We start from the raw sequence: 15,894 nt of genomic DNA on the forward strand, positions 1-15,894 counted from the left end.
ATGAAAGTAGTAACACTTACCATAAATCCGGCTTTAGACAAAAGTGCAAAAGTTACAGAAATGACTCCTTTTGATAAACTAGAATGTAATGATATTACGTATCATCCGGGTGGTGGTGGAATCAATATTTCTAGAGTTTTACATAGGTTAGGTGTAGAAAGTAATTGCTTATTTCCATACGGAGGTAAAACAGGAGAACATTTAGTAGATTTATTAGAAGCACAACACATAGAAGTTTTTGCAACACCGATTTCTATTTGGACAAGAGAAAATTTTGCTGTTTTTGATATAAAAACAGGTTTACAGTTTAGATTCGGAATGCCTACTGAAGCTTTTATTGAAGAAGAAATGAAAGAAGTAGAAAAATTAATTAATGATCAAATATCTAAAAATGATATTTTAGTAATTAGTGGTAGTTTACCCAAAGGTTTACCAACCGGTTATTATTCAAAAATTATTCAAAATTTATCAGTAAAAGGAGTTAAGGTAATTGTAGATACTTCTGGACCTGTTTTTAATGAGGTGTTAAAAAATGAATTGTATTTAATTAAACCTAACCAAAAAGAGTTAGCTCGTTTGGCAGGTAAAGAAACTCAAACTAAAGAGGAACAAGAAGCTTTTGCTTTAAAAATGGTTACTGATAAAATAGCTGAATATGTAGTAGTTTCTCTAGGTAAAGACGGAGCATTTATTGCTCATAAAAACGGAGTAGACTATGTGGCAGCACCAATAATTTCTGTAAAAAGTACTATTGGAGCAGGTGATAGTATGGTAGCGGGTTTAATTTACGGAACAGTAAAAAATAAAAATCCAAAAGAAATGTTACGATGGGGAGTTGCTTGTGGGGTTTCTGCAACATTAAGTGAAGGATCTGATTTAGCTCATAAAGAAAATATAGACAAAGTATTAAAACTTGTATAATAAAAACAACCCAAAACATGTTCTTAATTTAACTTTTAGAACAATGTTTTGGACTTGTTGATTTATAATGATTTCTATTTTGATGTATCAATAAAATATCTAAGATAGTTTTTTTAAAGCTTCAACAATTTCATCTGGTTCAGAACGTGTTCTGTAATCTACATTTACATAACTCCATTTAATAATTCCATCAGTTCCTAATATAAACGTAGCCGGTATTGGTAATACACTATCATTACCATTATTAATCTTTTTTAAGTCTAGATTACGATCTACTCTCATATGTTCCATCAAAAATTCTGGTACTTCCCAAGCAACACCATATTGTAAAGCTATTTTAGCATCTTGATCAGACAATACATCAAAATCCATTTTACTAATTTCATTTTCTGATAAGGAATCATCTGGTACTTCTGGGCTAATACCAATTAATGTAGCACCAAGTTCTTTAACTTTATTTAACTTAGCTTGTAAAGCTCTAAATTGTAGATTACAATAAGGACACCAGCTACCACGATAAAATGTAATAACTAACGGACCATTTTCTAATAAAACTTCAAGAGATATAGGTATTCCTTTTGCGTTTGGTAAATTAAAATCAGGAGCTTTTTCTCCTACTTTTAAGGCATTAGAACCTTCTTCAAAAGCTTTTGCTTTAGCAATAATATCGTCAACACCTTTCATAAACTCCGGATTACCTTTTCTACCTGCAGCAATTTTAGCATCAGTTTGTTCTCTTAACTTTGTCATTATTTTGTTTAATTATATATTGTTATGTTTTAAATATTTAAGTTGATGTTGTTTAAAAGTAGCTATAAAGCACAAGTTTTGATAAATTTTTTACACCAAATACTTAATTGTGTTTAAACAACTGATCTAACAAATATAAACAAACGGAATATATAATATGATAGAGTTTCTGTTTAAGAGTCTTTATAAATGAGTAGGCATCTACAAGCTATAATAAATAAAGCTCCAAAAAAGGATAAAAGTTTAGAAGAGAAAAATTCAGCTTTTATCCTTTCTGTAGTTAGTTTTAATAATAGATGATGTTGTTTTTATGTTTTAAACCTAATTTAAATATAATAGATGTATTTAAAACTTGTTTTGCTATATCACGAACAGAGTTTAAATAAACTAAATCCATTTTAACAAATGATACTTTGTCATTGCTACCAAATAGATCTTTTAAGTTAATTAAAGTGTTAGGTTTTTATCCTTTATTTATATGATTTCTGTTTAGATGTTAATTAACTAATATAAAAATCTTAAATGATTAGATTGATAACTTTGTTAAAAAGTTAAATAAGTTTATGTTTTATAAATTTTGATATACAGTTTTTGCCTAAAATGGAGCTAGTTTTAAAAAAAATCAGAAACAACAAAATTGATAGACATCGTATTTTTAATTATGCTAATACTCTTTTTTTAAGGTGTTTATGTGTTACATTAACAGTTGAAAATAATGTGGTTAACCATTTTAAATATTATAAAACTTAATAAAATTCATATTTTTGGAAGCTGATTATAAATAAATCATAAAAGTTACAAAAATGGCAAAAACATTATTTGACAAAGTTTGGGATTCACATGTTGTACGTCAAGTTAAAGACGGACCAGATGTGTTTTTTATAGACCGTCATTTTATCCATGAAGTTACAAGTCCTGTAGCATTTTTAGGATTAGAGAGTAGAGGAAACAGTGTTGTATATCCAGAGCGTACATTTGCTACTGCAGATCATAATACACCAACTATAAATCAACATTTACCAGTTGCAGATCCATTATCTGCAAATCAGTTAGATGCTTTAGAAAACAATGCTGCAAAACACGGTATTTCTCACTGGGGTTTAGGTGATATTAATAATGGAATTGTACATGTTGTTGGTCCAGAAAACGGAATTACATTACCAGGAGCAACAATTGTTTGTGGAGATTCTCATACATCTACTCATGGAGCTTTTGGTGCTATTGCTTTTGGTATTGGTACTTCTGAAGTAGAAATGGTATTGTCTACACAATGCATTATGCAGCCAAAACCTAAAAAAATGCGTATTAATGTAAATGGTAAATTAGGTTTAGGTGTAACACCAAAAGATGTAGCTTTATACATTATTTCTAAACAAACCACTTCTGGTGCAACAGGGTTTTTTGTAGAATATGCAGGTGATGTTTTTGAAGACATGACAATGGAAGGTCGTATGACCGTATGTAACTTATCTATAGAGATGGGAGCACGTGGAGGTATGATTGCTCCAGATGCTAAAACTTACGAATATATTAAAGGACGTTCTCAAACTCCTAAAGGGGCAGATTGGGACAAAGCCATGAAATATTGGGAAACTTTATATACAGAAGAAGGAGCAGAGTTTGATGTAGAATTTAACTACGAAGCTTCTGATATTGAGCCAATGATTACTTATGGTACAAACCCAGGAATGGGAATTGGAGTTACAAAATCTATTCCACTTGCAGAAAATGTAGAAGGTGGAGTAGAAACTTACAAAAAGTCTTTAGGATATATGTCTTTTAGCGAAGGAGATTCTATGATTGGTAAAGAAATAGACTTTGTATTTTTAGGTTCTTGTACAAATGGAAGAATCGAAGATTTTAGAGCTTTTTGTTCTATAGTAGTAGGACGTAAAAAAGCAGATAACGTAACTGCTTGGTTAGTTCCTGGTTCTCATAAAGTTGTAGATCAAATTAAAGAAGAAGGTTTAGATAAAATTATAGACAATGCTGGTTTTGTATTAAGAGAACCAGGTTGTTCTGCTTGTTTGGCTATGAATGATGATAAAATTCCTTCAGGAAAATTATCAGTATCAACATCAAACAGAAATTTTGAAGGAAGACAAGGGCCTGGATCTAGAACATTATTAGCTTCGCCATTAGTTGCCGCAGCTTCTGCAGTAGAAGGTAAAGTTACAGATCCGAGAACAATTTTAACAGCAAATGCTAACGCTTAAAAAAGAATACAATGGCATACGATAAATTTGACGTACTAACGAGTACAGCATATCCTTTACCTACAGAAAATGTAGATACAGATCAAATAATTCCTGCTCGTTTCTTAAAAGCAACAGAGCGTAAAGATTTTGATATCAACTTTTTCCGTGATTGGAGATTTGAACAAGACGGAACACCAAAAGCAGATTTTCCTTTAAACAAAGAAATTTATGCAGGTTCTAAAATTTTAGTAGGAGGTAGAAACTTTGGTTCTGGTTCTTCTAGAGAGCACGCAGCTTGGTCTGTGTATGACTTTGGATTACGTTGTGTAATTTCATCTGCTTTTGCAGATATCTTTAAAAACAACTGTTTAAACGTTGGTGTTTTACCTGTACAAGTTTCTGCGGAATTTGCAGACACCTTATTTGCAGCAATTATGGCAGATCCAAAAACAGAAATTAAAGTAGATTTACCAAATCAAACAGTAACTTTAGTTGCAACTGGTGAGTCTGAATCTTTTGTTATAAATACCTACAAAAAAGAAAATATGCTTAACGGTTTTGATGATATTGATTATTTAAAAAACATCGAAAACGAAATTTCTGCATTTGCCGAAACAAGACCGTTTTAGATTTCTCCACAAGGTCGAAATGATATTATTTTGTCATTCCGATTGAAGCGAAAACAAAGTAGAGGAATCTTGAAAATATTTTAAACTTTTGGATTTTTTCATTTTTGAAGAAATAACAAATTGAAATAATTATCAAACAATAAAAGTATATTTTTCAAAGTTGATTAAATGACGAAGAGAAAGATAGAAATAATGGATACGACACTACGTGATGGAGAACAAACATCAGGAGTGTCGTTTTCAGTTTCCGAAAAACTAACAATTGCAAAGTTATTGTTAGAAGAGTTAAAAGTAGATCGTTTAGAAATAGCGTCTGCAAGAGTTTCTGAAGGAGAATTAGAAGCGGTAAAAAAAATAACTTCTTGGGCATCTAATAGTAATTTATTAGATAAAATAGAAGTGTTAACTTTTGTTGATGGAGGTAAATCTATCGATTGGATGATTGATGCCGGAGCAAAAGTTCAGAATTTATTAACCAAAGGTTCACTAAATCACTTAACACATCAGCTTAAAAAAACACCAATACAACATTTTGCAGATATTAAAGCAAATATTGAGTTGGCTGCAAAGCACAACATTAAAACCAATGTTTATTTAGAGGATTGGTCTAACGGAATGCGAGATTCTAAAGAATATGTTTTTGAGTATTTAGATTTTTTAACGACTCAGAACATAGAACGTGTTTTATTACCCGATACTTTAGGTGTTTTAACCCCAGAAGAAACTTTTAAATTTATTTCGAAAGTTCATCAGAAATATCCAACAACTCATTTCGATTTTCATGGTCATAACGATTATGATTTAGGAGTTGCCAATGTTATGGAGTCTGTAAAAGCAGGTGTAAATGGTTTGCATTTAACCATAAATGGAATGGGAGAACGCGCAGGTAATGCGCCAATGGCAAGTGTTATTGCTGTTATTAACGACTTTTTAAAAGAGGTTACTATTTCTGTAAATGAAAAAGCACTAAATAAAGTTAGTAAGTTAGTAGAAACATTTTCAGGCTTTAGAATACCTGTTAATAAACCCGTTGTGGGTGCAAATGTTTTTACTCAAACTGCCGGAATTCATGCAGACGGAGATAACAAGAATAATCTTTATTTTAACGATTTAATGCCCGAGCGTTTTGGTAGAAAACGTAAATATGCATTAGGTAAAACTTCCGGTAAAGCAAATATTCAAAAGAACTTACAAGATTTAGGTTTAAGTTTAAATGATGAAGATTTAAAGAAAGTTACCCAAAGAATTATTGAACTCGGAGATAAAAAGGAAGTAGTATCTCAAGAAGATTTACCATACATTATTTCTGATGTTTTAGACAGTGACACAATCGAAAAAAGTGTAATTGTAGAGAATTATGTTCTTGGGCATGCAAAAGGGATGAAACCCTCTGCAACTTTACAATTAATTGTAGAAGGTGTACAATACGAAGCGCATGCACAAGGAGATGGGCAATTTGATGCTTTTATGACTGCTCTAAAAAAGCTATATAAAACGCATGGTAAAATAGAATTACCAAAATTAATTGATTACGCAGTAAGGATTCCTCCAGGAAGTCATTCTGATGCTTTGTGTGAAACAATAATCACTTGGCAAAGAAATAAAAAAGAATTTATAACTCGTGGTTTAGATTCAGATCAAACTGTATCTGCAATTAAAGCTACCGAGAAAATGTTAAATATTATATAAGACTAAATTAATAGGCTTAAAATTATTGTCATTTTAAGCGAAACATAGTGTAGTCGAAAAAGCTAAATAGTAAAAAAGATCTCTCCATAAAGTCGAGATGACAAAAAGTAAAATTATGAAATTAAATATCGCATTATTAGCAGGAGACGGAATTGGACCTGAAGTAATTGATCAAGCAGTAAAAGTTTCTGACGCAATTGCAAAGAAATTTAATCACGAAATTAATTGGAAACCAGCTTTAACAGGTGCAGCGGCAATTGATGCTGTTGGTGAACCTTACCCAGATGAAACACATGATATTTGTGTATCTTCTGATGCTGTTTTATTTGGAGCTATTGGGCATCCTCGTTTTGATAATGATCCTTCTGCAAAAGTTCGTCCAGAACAAGGATTGTTAAAAATGCGTAAAAAATTAGGTTTATTTGCTAATGTAAGACCAACATTTACTTTTCCTTCTTTATTAGATAAATCTCCTCTGAAAAGAGAAAGAATAGAAGGTACAGATTTGGTTTTTTTACGTGAATTAACTGGAGGAATTTACTTTGGTGAAAAGGGGAGAAGAGATGAAGGAGAAACTGCCTTTGATAACTGTGTATATACAAGAGATGAGGTTAAAAGATTAGCTGTTAAAGGTTTTGAGCTTGCTATGACACGTGGTAAGAAATTATGTTGTGTAGATAAAGCAAATGTTTTAGAAACATCTAGATTATGGAGAGAAACTGTACAAGCTATGGAAAAAGATTATCCAGAAGTTGAGGTTTCTTATGAGTTTGTAGATGCAGTTGCAATGCGTTTAGTTCAATGGCCAAATAGTTATGATGTATTGATCACAGAAAATTTATTCGGAGATATTTTAACAGATGAAGCTTCTGTAATCTCTGGTTCTATGGGATTAATGCCTAGTGCATCTTTAGGTTCTGATATTGGTTTGTTTGAGCCAATTCATGGTTCTTATCCACAAGCAACAGGTTTAAATATAGCAAACCCAATGGCTACTGTTTTATCTGCAGCAATGATGTTTGAAAACTTTGGTTTACAAGAAGAAGGTAAAGCTATTAGAGATGCTGTAAATAATGCTTTAGATAAAGGTATTGTAACGGAAGATTTAGCTGATGGAGGTAAAGCCTATGGGACTTCTGAAGTAGGAGATTGGTTAGCAGAAAATATCTAGTTTCGTTTTTAAGCGTTATTCTATAATTATAAAAGACAGTAATCTTAGGTTACTGTCTTTTTTGTATAACATCAAATTTTAATTGTTTTATAAAAGTAAAAAAGCTAATGAATATTATTCACTAGCTTTTTATTATTTAAAGAAGAACTAAGTTTAATTAGTTGTTTCTTTTTTAAATTTATCAAAATCACTTGATTCTTTTTCTGGCCAACTGTTATTAGATGTATCTACATCAGCAGTTTCAAAATCTGGATCTACAGTAATTTTTGTAATTTCTTGCTTAGCTGCAAATATCTTTTTTACAGAAGTATCATCTTTCATCCAAACTTGAGCAGGAAAAGTTTGTTTTTCTGTAGTACCATCAGCGTAAGTTAATTCTACGATTAATGGCATTACTAAACCTCCTGGTTTTTCAAATTCTACAGAATAAATAAATGCAGGTACTTCTTTACCATCTGCATATTTGTCCATTGCTTTAGCATTAGCGTCTTCTTTTTTATCAGTAATGTAAACTAAATCACCTAAACCATCAAAATAAGTTTTTGCTCTTGGGTTACTTTTAATAATTTCTGCAATTCTTTCACTTGGTTTATCAGTTAAATATAAAGGTTTAACTTCTTTAATATTTATATCTGTTACATCAGTTGTGTAAAACCAACCTCTCCAAAACCAATCTAAATCCATACCAGATGCATCTTCCATAGATCTAAAGAAATCTGCAGGAGTTGGGTGTTTAAACATCCATCTTTTAGAATAAGTTCTAAATGCATGATCAAATAATTCTGGTCCCATAATTGTTTTACGTAAGATGTATAAACCAGCAGCTGGTTTAGAATATGCATTTGGTCCGAATTGCTTAACATAATCTCCTTGAGACATGATAGGAGAGATGTTACTTTGGTCTCCGCCCATATATCTTGTAATACTTTTTGCAGGGTTTGTTGCAAATAATTCTGGGTCGTATGTTAACTCTGCTAAAATTTCTACAAAAGAGTTTAAACCTTCATCCATCCAAGTCCATTGTCTTTCATCAGAATTTACAATCATCGGGAAAAAGTTATGTCCTACTTCATGTATAATAACACCTAACATTCCTTTTTTAGTTCTATCAGAGTATGTTCCATCAGGATTTGGACGTCCAAAGTTGAAACAAATCATTGGATACTCCATACCTTGTCTTTCTGAATGTACAGAAATTGCTTTTGGATAAGGGTAATCAAATGTTAATTTAGAATATTCTATTAATGTATGTGCAACAGCTCTTGTAGAGTGCTCTTCCCATAAAGGATTTCCTTCTTTAGGATATAAAGAAACAGCCATTACAGTTTTACCGTTTACATTAGTTGCCATAGCATCCCAAATGTATTTTCTTGATGTTGCAAAGGCAAAATCTCTTACTTTATTAGCTTTAAATGTCCAAGTTTTAGTTTTTGTAGCACGTCCTTTTTCAGCTTTTTCTGCTTCTTCTTGTGTTACAATAATTACAGGTTTATCAAAAGATTTTCTTGCAGCTTCCCAACGATTACGTTGTGTTTTAGTTAACACATCTTTTTCGTTTTGTAAAACACCAGTTGCATCTACAATATGATCTTCTGGTACTGTTAGGTTAACCTCGTAATCTCCAAATTCTAAAGCAAATTCAGATCTACCCCAAAATTGCATATTTTGCCATCCTTCTACGTTGTTATAAACTGCTAATCTTGGAAAGAATTGAGCAATTGTATAGTTGTTGTTTCCATCAGGAAAAGTTTCTAAACCAGAGCGACCACCATCTTTATTGATGTCGTTAATTTTATAATTCCATTTAATACTGAATTCAAAAGTTTCTCCAGAAGCTAAAGGTTGAGGTAAGTTAATACGCATCATCGTTTTATTGATAAAGTGTGATAAAGGCTTACCGTTGCTTTTTACTTCTTCTATATTAAAACCAAAACCTTTACTTTCTTTCATGTAAGTACTTTGAAAGTTAGAAGGCGTAATAAATTCTGAAGCTCTATCAGACTTAGCTAATGGAGTTTGAGAATCATCTGCTCTCATGTTTTGGTCTAACTGAACCCATAAATATTCTAATACGTCTTTAGAATTGTTATGGTAAGTGATTGTTTCATCACCATAAATTTTGTTGGTACTCTCTTCTAAACGGATGTCCATAACATAATCAACTTTTTGTTGACTATATTGGCTACCTGGAGCACCAGAAGCTGTGTGTTGATCGTTTGGAGTAGCCAAAACATCTTTCATCTGTCTGAATTTGTTTTGGTCTGTGTGCCCTTCTTGAGTCTCTGTTTTTTTAGTTTGTCCTCCTCTTCTTTCTTGCGCAAAGTTTGCAGCTACTATAAAGAATAAAGAAAAGACTAATAAAGAAATTTTTTTCATTTGATCTATTTGAATTAATTAAAGTTAAAATTAGTAATAAGAATATTAATTGAGATTATTATGTTATTTTTTTAACAAAAATTTATCATAAAAACAAAACAATTAAAACCAAAAAACGACACCTAATGATGCCGTTTTATTATTAGAGTTATAAAGATATTAACTTTTTACTTTCTTTTTAAATTTTTCGAATTTATTTTCTGTTTGCATAGGGAAACTGTTGTTAGAAGTATCTACATCTGCAGTTTCTAAATCTGGATCTATTACAATACTTTCTATTTGTTTAGATGAAGAAAATACTTTTGTAACTTCTGCATCATTATATCTCCAAATTTGAGCAGGATATGTTTTCTTTTCTTTTGTACCATCTTTGTAAGTAAATTCCACAAGAATTGGCATTACTAAACCACCTGGTTTGTTGTAAGTAATTTCGTAATGATATTTGCTGTGTTTACCAGAAAAACCTAAGCCTTCTGTAATATCTTCTGTAAATTCTACAGTTTCATTGTCTGCTTTTGTGTAAAATTTCTTAACACCTTTAATACCTATATCAGTTACATCAGTAGTGTAAAACCATCCTCTCCAAAACCAATCTAAATCTACACCAGAAGCATCTTCCATTGTTCTAAAGAAATCTGCAGGAGTTGGGTGTTTAAACATCCATCTTTGAGAATAAGTTCTAAATGCATGGTCAAATAATTCTTTACCCATAATTGTTTCACGTAAAATCCATAAAGCAGTTGCTGGTTTTGCATATGCGTTGTTACCAAAACTATATACATTATCTCCTTTAGACATAATAGGAGAAATTCTAGATTGATCTCCTCCCATATATTTTACAATATTTTTAGGTAAACCTCTACCTAATGGATAACCTTCTTCATAATCCATCATGGCTAACATTTGTACATAAGAATTTAAACCTTCATCCATCCAAGTCCATTGTCTTTCATCAGAATTAACAATCATCGGAAAAAAGTTATGCCCAACTTCGTGAATTGTAACCCCAATAGTTCTATATTTTTGTCTGTCTGAATAACCACCATCTTCTAAATCTGGTCTTCCTGGGTTAAAACAAATTTGAGGATATTCCATACCCATTTGTCCATCTACAGAAATTGCTTTATGGTAAGGATAATCAAAAGTATATTTAGAATATGTTTTTAAAGTTTGTGCAACTGCTCTTGTCGAATGATCTCCGTATAAAGGATTTGCTTCTTTAGAGTATAAAGAATAAGCCATTACAGTTTTACCATTAATGTCTACAGCCATTGCATCCCAAATAAATTTTCTAGAAGTTGCAAATGCATAATCTCTTACATTTTCTGCATAAAATTTCCAAGTTTTAGTTTTCTTAGATTTTGTTTTTTCAATTTTTGTAGCTTCTTTTTGAGTACGAATTACAACAGGATCATCAAAAGTTGTTCTTGCTTTTTCTAATCTTTTTAATTCTGTTTTAGTTAAAACATCATTTGCATTCTTTAAAACTCCAGTTGCACCTAACATATGGTCATCTGGAGTAGTAATGTTTACTGTATAATCTCCAAATTCTAAAGCAAATTCACTTCTTCCCCAAAATTGGTCGTTTTGCCATCCTTCTACATTGTCATAAACACATAATCTTGGAAAGAATTGAGCAATTACGTAGTTTTTGTTATCATCTTCTTTAAAGTACTCGTAACCAGATCTACCACCTTGAGTTCTGTGGTTGTTAATGTTGTACCACCATTCTATTTTAAACTTATAAGTATCACCTGAAGCTAATGGTTCTACTAAATTAATACGCATCATTGTTTGATTAATGGTGTGCGATAATTTATCACCATTATCTGTAGTTACACTCGTAATTTTAAAACCACCATCAAAAGCTTCTTCTGGGTAAGCTCTTTCAAATCTTTCTTTGCTAAGTTTACTAGGTACTTTACTAGATTGAATGTCTGGAGTTTTAGAGTCAGCAGCTCTCATGTTTTGGTCTAATTGTACCCATAAATATGTTAATTCGTCAGCAGAATTGTTATGGTAAGTAATTGTTTCTTTACCGGTAATTCTACTTTTTTCATCATCTAAAACAATGTCCATTACATAATCCACCTTTTGTTGCGTGTAACTTTTACCTGGTGCACCAGATGCAGTTCTTTGTTCATTAGGGGTTGCTAAAAGATCTTTAAGTTGTTTAAACTTATTTTGGTTTGTGTGACCTTGTTGTGTTGTTTTTTCTTGGCTAAATGCAGCTGTTCCAACAAAACACACACTTAATAATAAGAGTGTAAATTTTTTCATTTGTACTTGAATTGATTAAGCGTACAAATTAAGAATAAGTTAGTTAAAAAGTTAAAATGAGTTAAAATTTTAACAAACCTTTATCATTCTTTGCGGTAAGTAAAATACTTTTGTGCTTTTTGCCAACTTTACTCTTTATTAAATTTTGTTGTTTTGGAAAGTGAGAAGTTAAAATATTGTTTTCTACTTCTATGGTTTTTAAGCTTTCTATATATTCTATTTCTAAATAGAAAAACACCATATCGGCATCATATTCTTTGCCAATATAATTAAAGCTTTTACTAATATTATTTACTTTAAAATGTAATTTTTCTTCTAAATAATTTTTGAAATAAATATCATTGTTTTTTAGCTCTTTTTTAGTTGTTAATTGTAAATCAATATTATTGTCTTTGTTTAAAGCTTCTTCTATATCGTCCATAAAAACATTTACAGTAATTTGTATAGACTTTAACTCGCTTCTATATTCTATTTGAGTAAGACTTAAATAATATTTATGTAAAGAGAAAGATAATAATGGAATTATTAAAAGGATTAAATACGTTTTTTTAAATTTCATATCGATATTAGAACAATTATTGCGCCAAATTACTCTTTTTTTATGATTTTTAAATAAGGAACACTTTCTTTCTGAAATATTTTTATCAGTTCAAGAATTTTATTTTCTTTATGTAAATCTTCTATACCTAAATGATTACAATATTCTAAAAAATGATAATAATTGTCTTTGGGTATTTTTAAAACTTCAAAGAAAAAACTTTCTCCAAGTTCTGATAATATTTTATTTGGAACTGCTTTTTTTTGTGATAATTTTTTTCGTAAAATAGACTCATGGTCTTTAATTGGAATTGGTATTTTTGTACCTATACTTATGCCACTAATCAATAGAGTTGGATCTGTTTCTACTTTATGTGGTTTAACTTTTCTGCTTATATGATCGTCTTCCATACCTAAATTCATGTTTATTTTAGAAAAATCCATAGTTTTTCTTAGTAAAGAGTCTCTTATATTTGTTGGTACTTGCTTTAAATCAATGCCTAATCTTCCAGTTAAATGATACTTCTTTAATTCAAATTCATCTAATGCATAGGTGTTAGGCTTCAAATTAATTAGAATAAATTTATTGTTGATGATTGCTTTATTCACATTAATTTTTCTAGTAATGTATTGTACTGACGAAATCTGTAAAGAATCTCCTTCTGAAGCATAAATTTTAAAAAGCCCATTATCCGAAGAAAAAGTACCTTGATTTGTTTTTAGGTTGATAATATTTACGTTTTTAACAGCACCTAAAGAGTCTATTACTTTACCTGAAAGGAATGTTTGTCTTTCTTGAGAAAACGTTATTATTGTTATATGAAGTAATAAAATAATAAGTATATTTTTTAACATAAAACAAGAATTTACTCTTTTTTTATGATTTTTAAATAAGGAATACTTTCTTTCTGAAATATTTTTATCAGTTCTAAAGTTTTATTTTCCTTATGTAAATTTTCAATACCTAAATGATTGCAATATTCTAAAAAGTGATAATAATTATCTCTAGGTATTTCTAGCGCTTCGAAGAAAAAACTTTCACCAAGTTCTGATAATATTTTATTAGGTACTGCTTTTTTTTGCGCTAATTCTTTACGTAACAAACTTTCTTTATCTTTAAAAGGAATTGTTGCACTAGCACCAGCACCACTAAGTGAGTTTGCTACTGTATTTACAATAGGAGGTTTTGCCCTTGAAATAGCATCAATTGTAAGGTCTTTTTGTTTAAAGTTTACATTAGAAAAATCCATTACTTCTCTAAGTAAAGAGTCTCTTACATTTTTAGGAACATCATTTATATCTACCCCTAATCTACCTGCTAAATTATTTTTTCTCAGTTCAAATTCTTCTAAAACATAGGTACTTGTAGTTAGTTTTATTCTTAAAATTCTAGTTGATATAATTTTAGGAGTAATAATTATTTTTCTGGTAACATGCTGTATAGATGAAACTTGTAAAGTGTCTCCTTCTATTGCATACATTGTAAAAGTACCATCATCTAAAGAAAAAGTACCTTGATTAGTTTGTAAGTTAATAATATTTACATTTCTAACGGGGCCAATAGAGTCTGTTAACCTACCTAAAATCAATGTTTTTTGATCTTGAGCAAAAGTGGTAAAACCTAAAATTAAAATAAATGGTAATAGTAGTTGTTTTATCATGTGTTAAAAAATTATTTTTTTTCTAAGAGTTTTAAATAACCAGCACTTTCTTGCTGAAATATTTCGATGATGTCTAATACTTTATTTTCTTTATATAATTGTTCTATTCGATTAGTATTGCAATATTGTAAAAAATGATAATATTTTTCTTTAGGAATTTTTAGTTTAGTAAAGAAAAAGTTTTCACCAAGTTCAGATAAAATTTTAAGCGGAATCACTTTTTTTTCATTAAAAGCTTCATTGATATTAGGTGATATCTTCGATTTTTTAAAAGGATTTAATTTACCTATAATTTTGCCTGCATTTAAACCTTCATAAGAGTTTGCTACCGTATTTACTACTTTAGGCATTGCTCTTATATTATCATCAATTCTTTGGTCAACGATACTAAAATCTACATTAGAAAAATCCATATTATTTTTTAATATAGAATCTTTTTTTTCCTTAGATATATCATTAACATCAACGGCTAAATTACCAGATAAATTGTGTCTTCTTAAATCGAATTCATCTAAAACATATACATTAGATACTAAATTTACCGTAATTGTTCTGTCTTCTATAGTTTTCTTTTTTACTATTATCTTTAAAGTAACATGCTGTACAGAGGATATTTGCAAAGAATCTCCTTCTGATACAGAAATATGAAAACCACCGCTGTCTGAAGAAAAAGTACCTTGATTTGTTTTTAAGTTAACAATATTGGCATTTTTAACAGTACCAACAGAATCTATAACTTGACCAAAAATTAATACTTTTTTATCTTGTGATAAGGTAGAAAGGCTTAACAGTAAAACAAATAATAATAGTAATTTTTTAATCATTCTTTAACTTTATTGGTTGGTTAAAAACAAGTCTTCATTTACTTTTTTATGAGGAAAAAGCTTGCTTTCTTCAATTAAGATTGTGGTTAATTTAATTTTTTCGTCACTCTTAAAAATACTAATAATATTTTTATCTACACAATCATTTAGAAATTGATTAATGTATTCTTGTTTAATATTTAAATCTGTTACAAAAAAATCGTCTGTATAAAATTTTCTAATTTTTAATATGTTAATGTCTTCTTTTTCTAGTTTTTTTAATAATTTAGTTTGTTTGGTTTTTCCGTTTAAAGCATTTATTAAATTGTCTAGATTTACAGAAGCACTTGTAAATGATATTTTTGCAATTTTAGTATTCTTTTTTGCTTTAGTACTAACATTAGGTAAGTTTAATGTTTTTGCATTTACAACAGGTCCGCGATAAGATGTTATTTCTGGGTCTACATAAAAAATACTTTTAGGTTCTTCTAAAACAATTTCATTTAAAGTTTCTGTTTTTTCATCTAAAGGAACTGTAATAGTTTCATCAGTAAGGATTTTATCAGTAATTAAAACTATTTTTTTTTGAAGGTTTAAATGAGAAAAGTATAAACTATCACCAACCTTAACAGGAATTTTAAAAGAACCGTTACTATCAGTAATTGTACCAATATTGGTGTTTTTATTGATAACATGTATATCAAAATTAGTAATACTATCTAAAAGTGTTTTCCCTTTTATAAAAGTTCTTTTTTCTTGTGCATTTAAGGATACAAAAAAAGAGAATATAAAAAACAGGACAAGTAAATTCTTCATCAACACAAAGTAACAAGAAGCACGTCTTAAAACTCTACTAATAGAATTGTAATTTTGTGTTAA

The 15,894-nt window shown here is 29.8% G+C and carries 13 protein-coding genes; 5 read left to right on the forward strand and 8 right to left on the reverse strand.

Going from position 1 to position 15,894, the window contains the following annotated elements:
• Complete coding sequence (locus ACJJVY_RS01070) at positions 1-921, forward strand: 1-phosphofructokinase family hexose kinase (protein WP_405604251.1); 921 nt, start codon at positions 1-3, stop codon at positions 919-921.
• Between the two features lie 99 nt (positions 922-1,020).
• On the opposite strand, the gene ACJJVY_RS01075 is transcribed toward ACJJVY_RS01070, so the two are convergent.
• Complete coding sequence (locus ACJJVY_RS01075; protein WP_405604253.1) at positions 1,021-1,671, reverse strand: peroxiredoxin-like family protein; 651 nt, start codon at positions 1,669-1,671, stop codon at positions 1,021-1,023.
• 803 nt (positions 1,672-2,474) lie between these two features.
• Between ACJJVY_RS01075 and leuC the strand changes: the two genes are divergently transcribed.
• From leuC to leuB, 4 genes are all read left to right on the forward strand, one after another.
• Positions 2,475-3,887 carry a 3-isopropylmalate dehydratase large subunit gene (gene leuC, locus ACJJVY_RS01080; RefSeq protein WP_405604255.1) on the forward strand — a complete coding sequence of 471 codons (1,413 nt, stop codon included), beginning with the start codon at positions 2,475-2,477 and terminating at the stop codon, positions 3,885-3,887.
• 11 nt (positions 3,888-3,898) lie between these two features.
• Positions 3,899-4,498, forward strand: coding sequence for a 3-isopropylmalate dehydratase small subunit (leuD, locus tag ACJJVY_RS01085; RefSeq protein WP_405604257.1), 600 nt, complete (start codon positions 3,899-3,901; stop codon positions 4,496-4,498).
• A gap of 168 nt (positions 4,499-4,666) precedes the next feature.
• Positions 4,667-6,187: an alpha-isopropylmalate synthase regulatory domain-containing protein gene (locus ACJJVY_RS01090; protein WP_405604259.1), complete on the forward strand. Its 1,521-nt coding sequence runs from the start codon at positions 4,667-4,669 to the stop codon at positions 6,185-6,187.
• Positions 6,188-6,302: 115 nt separating this feature from the next.
• Positions 6,303-7,358 (forward strand): 3-isopropylmalate dehydrogenase, encoded by a 1,056-nt coding sequence (leuB, locus tag ACJJVY_RS01095; RefSeq protein ID WP_405604261.1) that lies wholly within the window; start codon positions 6,303-6,305, stop codon positions 7,356-7,358.
• Between the two features lie 153 nt (positions 7,359-7,511).
• Here leuB and ACJJVY_RS01100 read toward each other — a convergent pair whose 3' ends face one another.
• From ACJJVY_RS01100 to ACJJVY_RS01130, 7 genes are all read right to left on the reverse strand, one after another.
• Positions 7,512-9,734 (reverse strand): M1 family metallopeptidase, encoded by a 2,223-nt coding sequence (locus ACJJVY_RS01100; protein WP_405604263.1) that lies wholly within the window; start codon positions 9,732-9,734, stop codon positions 7,512-7,514.
• Positions 9,735-9,893: 159 nt separating this feature from the next.
• A complete protein-coding gene (locus ACJJVY_RS01105; protein WP_405604265.1) occupies positions 9,894-12,014 on the reverse strand; it encodes a M1 family metallopeptidase in 2,121 nt (706 codons plus the stop codon).
• A gap of 61 nt (positions 12,015-12,075) precedes the next feature.
• Positions 12,076-12,573, reverse strand: a complete 498-nt coding sequence (locus tag ACJJVY_RS01110) for a DUF6702 family protein (protein WP_405604267.1) — start codon at positions 12,571-12,573, stop codon at positions 12,076-12,078.
• Positions 12,574-12,602: 29 nt separating this feature from the next.
• Positions 12,603-13,406: a carboxypeptidase-like regulatory domain-containing protein gene (locus tag ACJJVY_RS01115; RefSeq protein WP_405604269.1), complete on the reverse strand. Its 804-nt coding sequence runs from the start codon at positions 13,404-13,406 to the stop codon at positions 12,603-12,605.
• Positions 13,407-13,417: 11 nt separating this feature from the next.
• Positions 13,418-14,212, reverse strand: coding sequence for a hypothetical protein (locus tag ACJJVY_RS01120; protein WP_405604271.1), 795 nt, complete (start codon positions 14,210-14,212; stop codon positions 13,418-13,420).
• 11 nt (positions 14,213-14,223) lie between these two features.
• Positions 14,224-15,036: a hypothetical protein gene (locus tag ACJJVY_RS01125; RefSeq protein ID WP_405604273.1), complete on the reverse strand. Its 813-nt coding sequence runs from the start codon at positions 15,034-15,036 to the stop codon at positions 14,224-14,226.
• Positions 15,037-15,045: 9 nt separating this feature from the next.
• Positions 15,046-15,831, reverse strand: coding sequence for a hypothetical protein (locus ACJJVY_RS01130; protein WP_405604275.1), 786 nt, complete (start codon positions 15,829-15,831; stop codon positions 15,046-15,048).
• Positions 15,832-15,894: the final 63 nt, after the last annotated feature.

The sequence above is a fragment of the Polaribacter sp. Asnod1-A03 genome, assembly GCF_045063585.1.
Lineage (GTDB): Bacteria > Bacteroidota > Bacteroidia > Flavobacteriales > Flavobacteriaceae > Polaribacter.

Excerpts from the sequence above, each read along its gene's own strand:
- ACJJVY_RS01125 (WP_405604273.1), bottom strand. The coding sequence starts at position 15,036 with ATGATTAAAAAATTACTATTATTATTTGTTTTACTGTTAAGCCTTTCT.
- ACJJVY_RS01130 (WP_405604275.1), bottom strand. The coding sequence starts at position 15,831 with ATGAAGAATTTACTTGTCCTGTTTTTTATATTCTCTTTTTTTGTATCC.
- ACJJVY_RS01070 (WP_405604251.1), top strand. The coding sequence starts at position 1 with ATGAAAGTAGTAACACTTACCATAAATCCGGCTTTAGACAAAAGTGCA.
- ACJJVY_RS01075 (WP_405604253.1), bottom strand. The coding sequence starts at position 1,671 with ATGACAAAGTTAAGAGAACAAACTGATGCTAAAATTGCTGCAGGTAGA.
- leuC (WP_405604255.1), top strand. The coding sequence starts at position 2,475 with ATGGCAAAAACATTATTTGACAAAGTTTGGGATTCACATGTTGTACGT.
- ACJJVY_RS01120 (WP_405604271.1), bottom strand. The coding sequence starts at position 14,212 with ATGATAAAACAACTACTATTACCATTTATTTTAATTTTAGGTTTTACC.
- ACJJVY_RS01105 (WP_405604265.1), bottom strand. The coding sequence starts at position 12,014 with ATGAAAAAATTTACACTCTTATTATTAAGTGTGTGTTTTGTTGGAACA.
- ACJJVY_RS01100 (WP_405604263.1), bottom strand. The coding sequence starts at position 9,734 with ATGAAAAAAATTTCTTTATTAGTCTTTTCTTTATTCTTTATAGTAGCT.
- ACJJVY_RS01115 (WP_405604269.1), bottom strand. The coding sequence starts at position 13,406 with ATGTTAAAAAATATACTTATTATTTTATTACTTCATATAACAATAATA.
- leuD (WP_405604257.1), top strand. The coding sequence starts at position 3,899 with ATGGCATACGATAAATTTGACGTACTAACGAGTACAGCATATCCTTTA.
- ACJJVY_RS01110 (WP_405604267.1), bottom strand. The coding sequence starts at position 12,573 with ATGAAATTTAAAAAAACGTATTTAATCCTTTTAATAATTCCATTATTA.
- ACJJVY_RS01090 (WP_405604259.1), top strand. The coding sequence starts at position 4,667 with ATGACGAAGAGAAAGATAGAAATAATGGATACGACACTACGTGATGGA.
- leuB (WP_405604261.1), top strand. The coding sequence starts at position 6,303 with ATGAAATTAAATATCGCATTATTAGCAGGAGACGGAATTGGACCTGAA.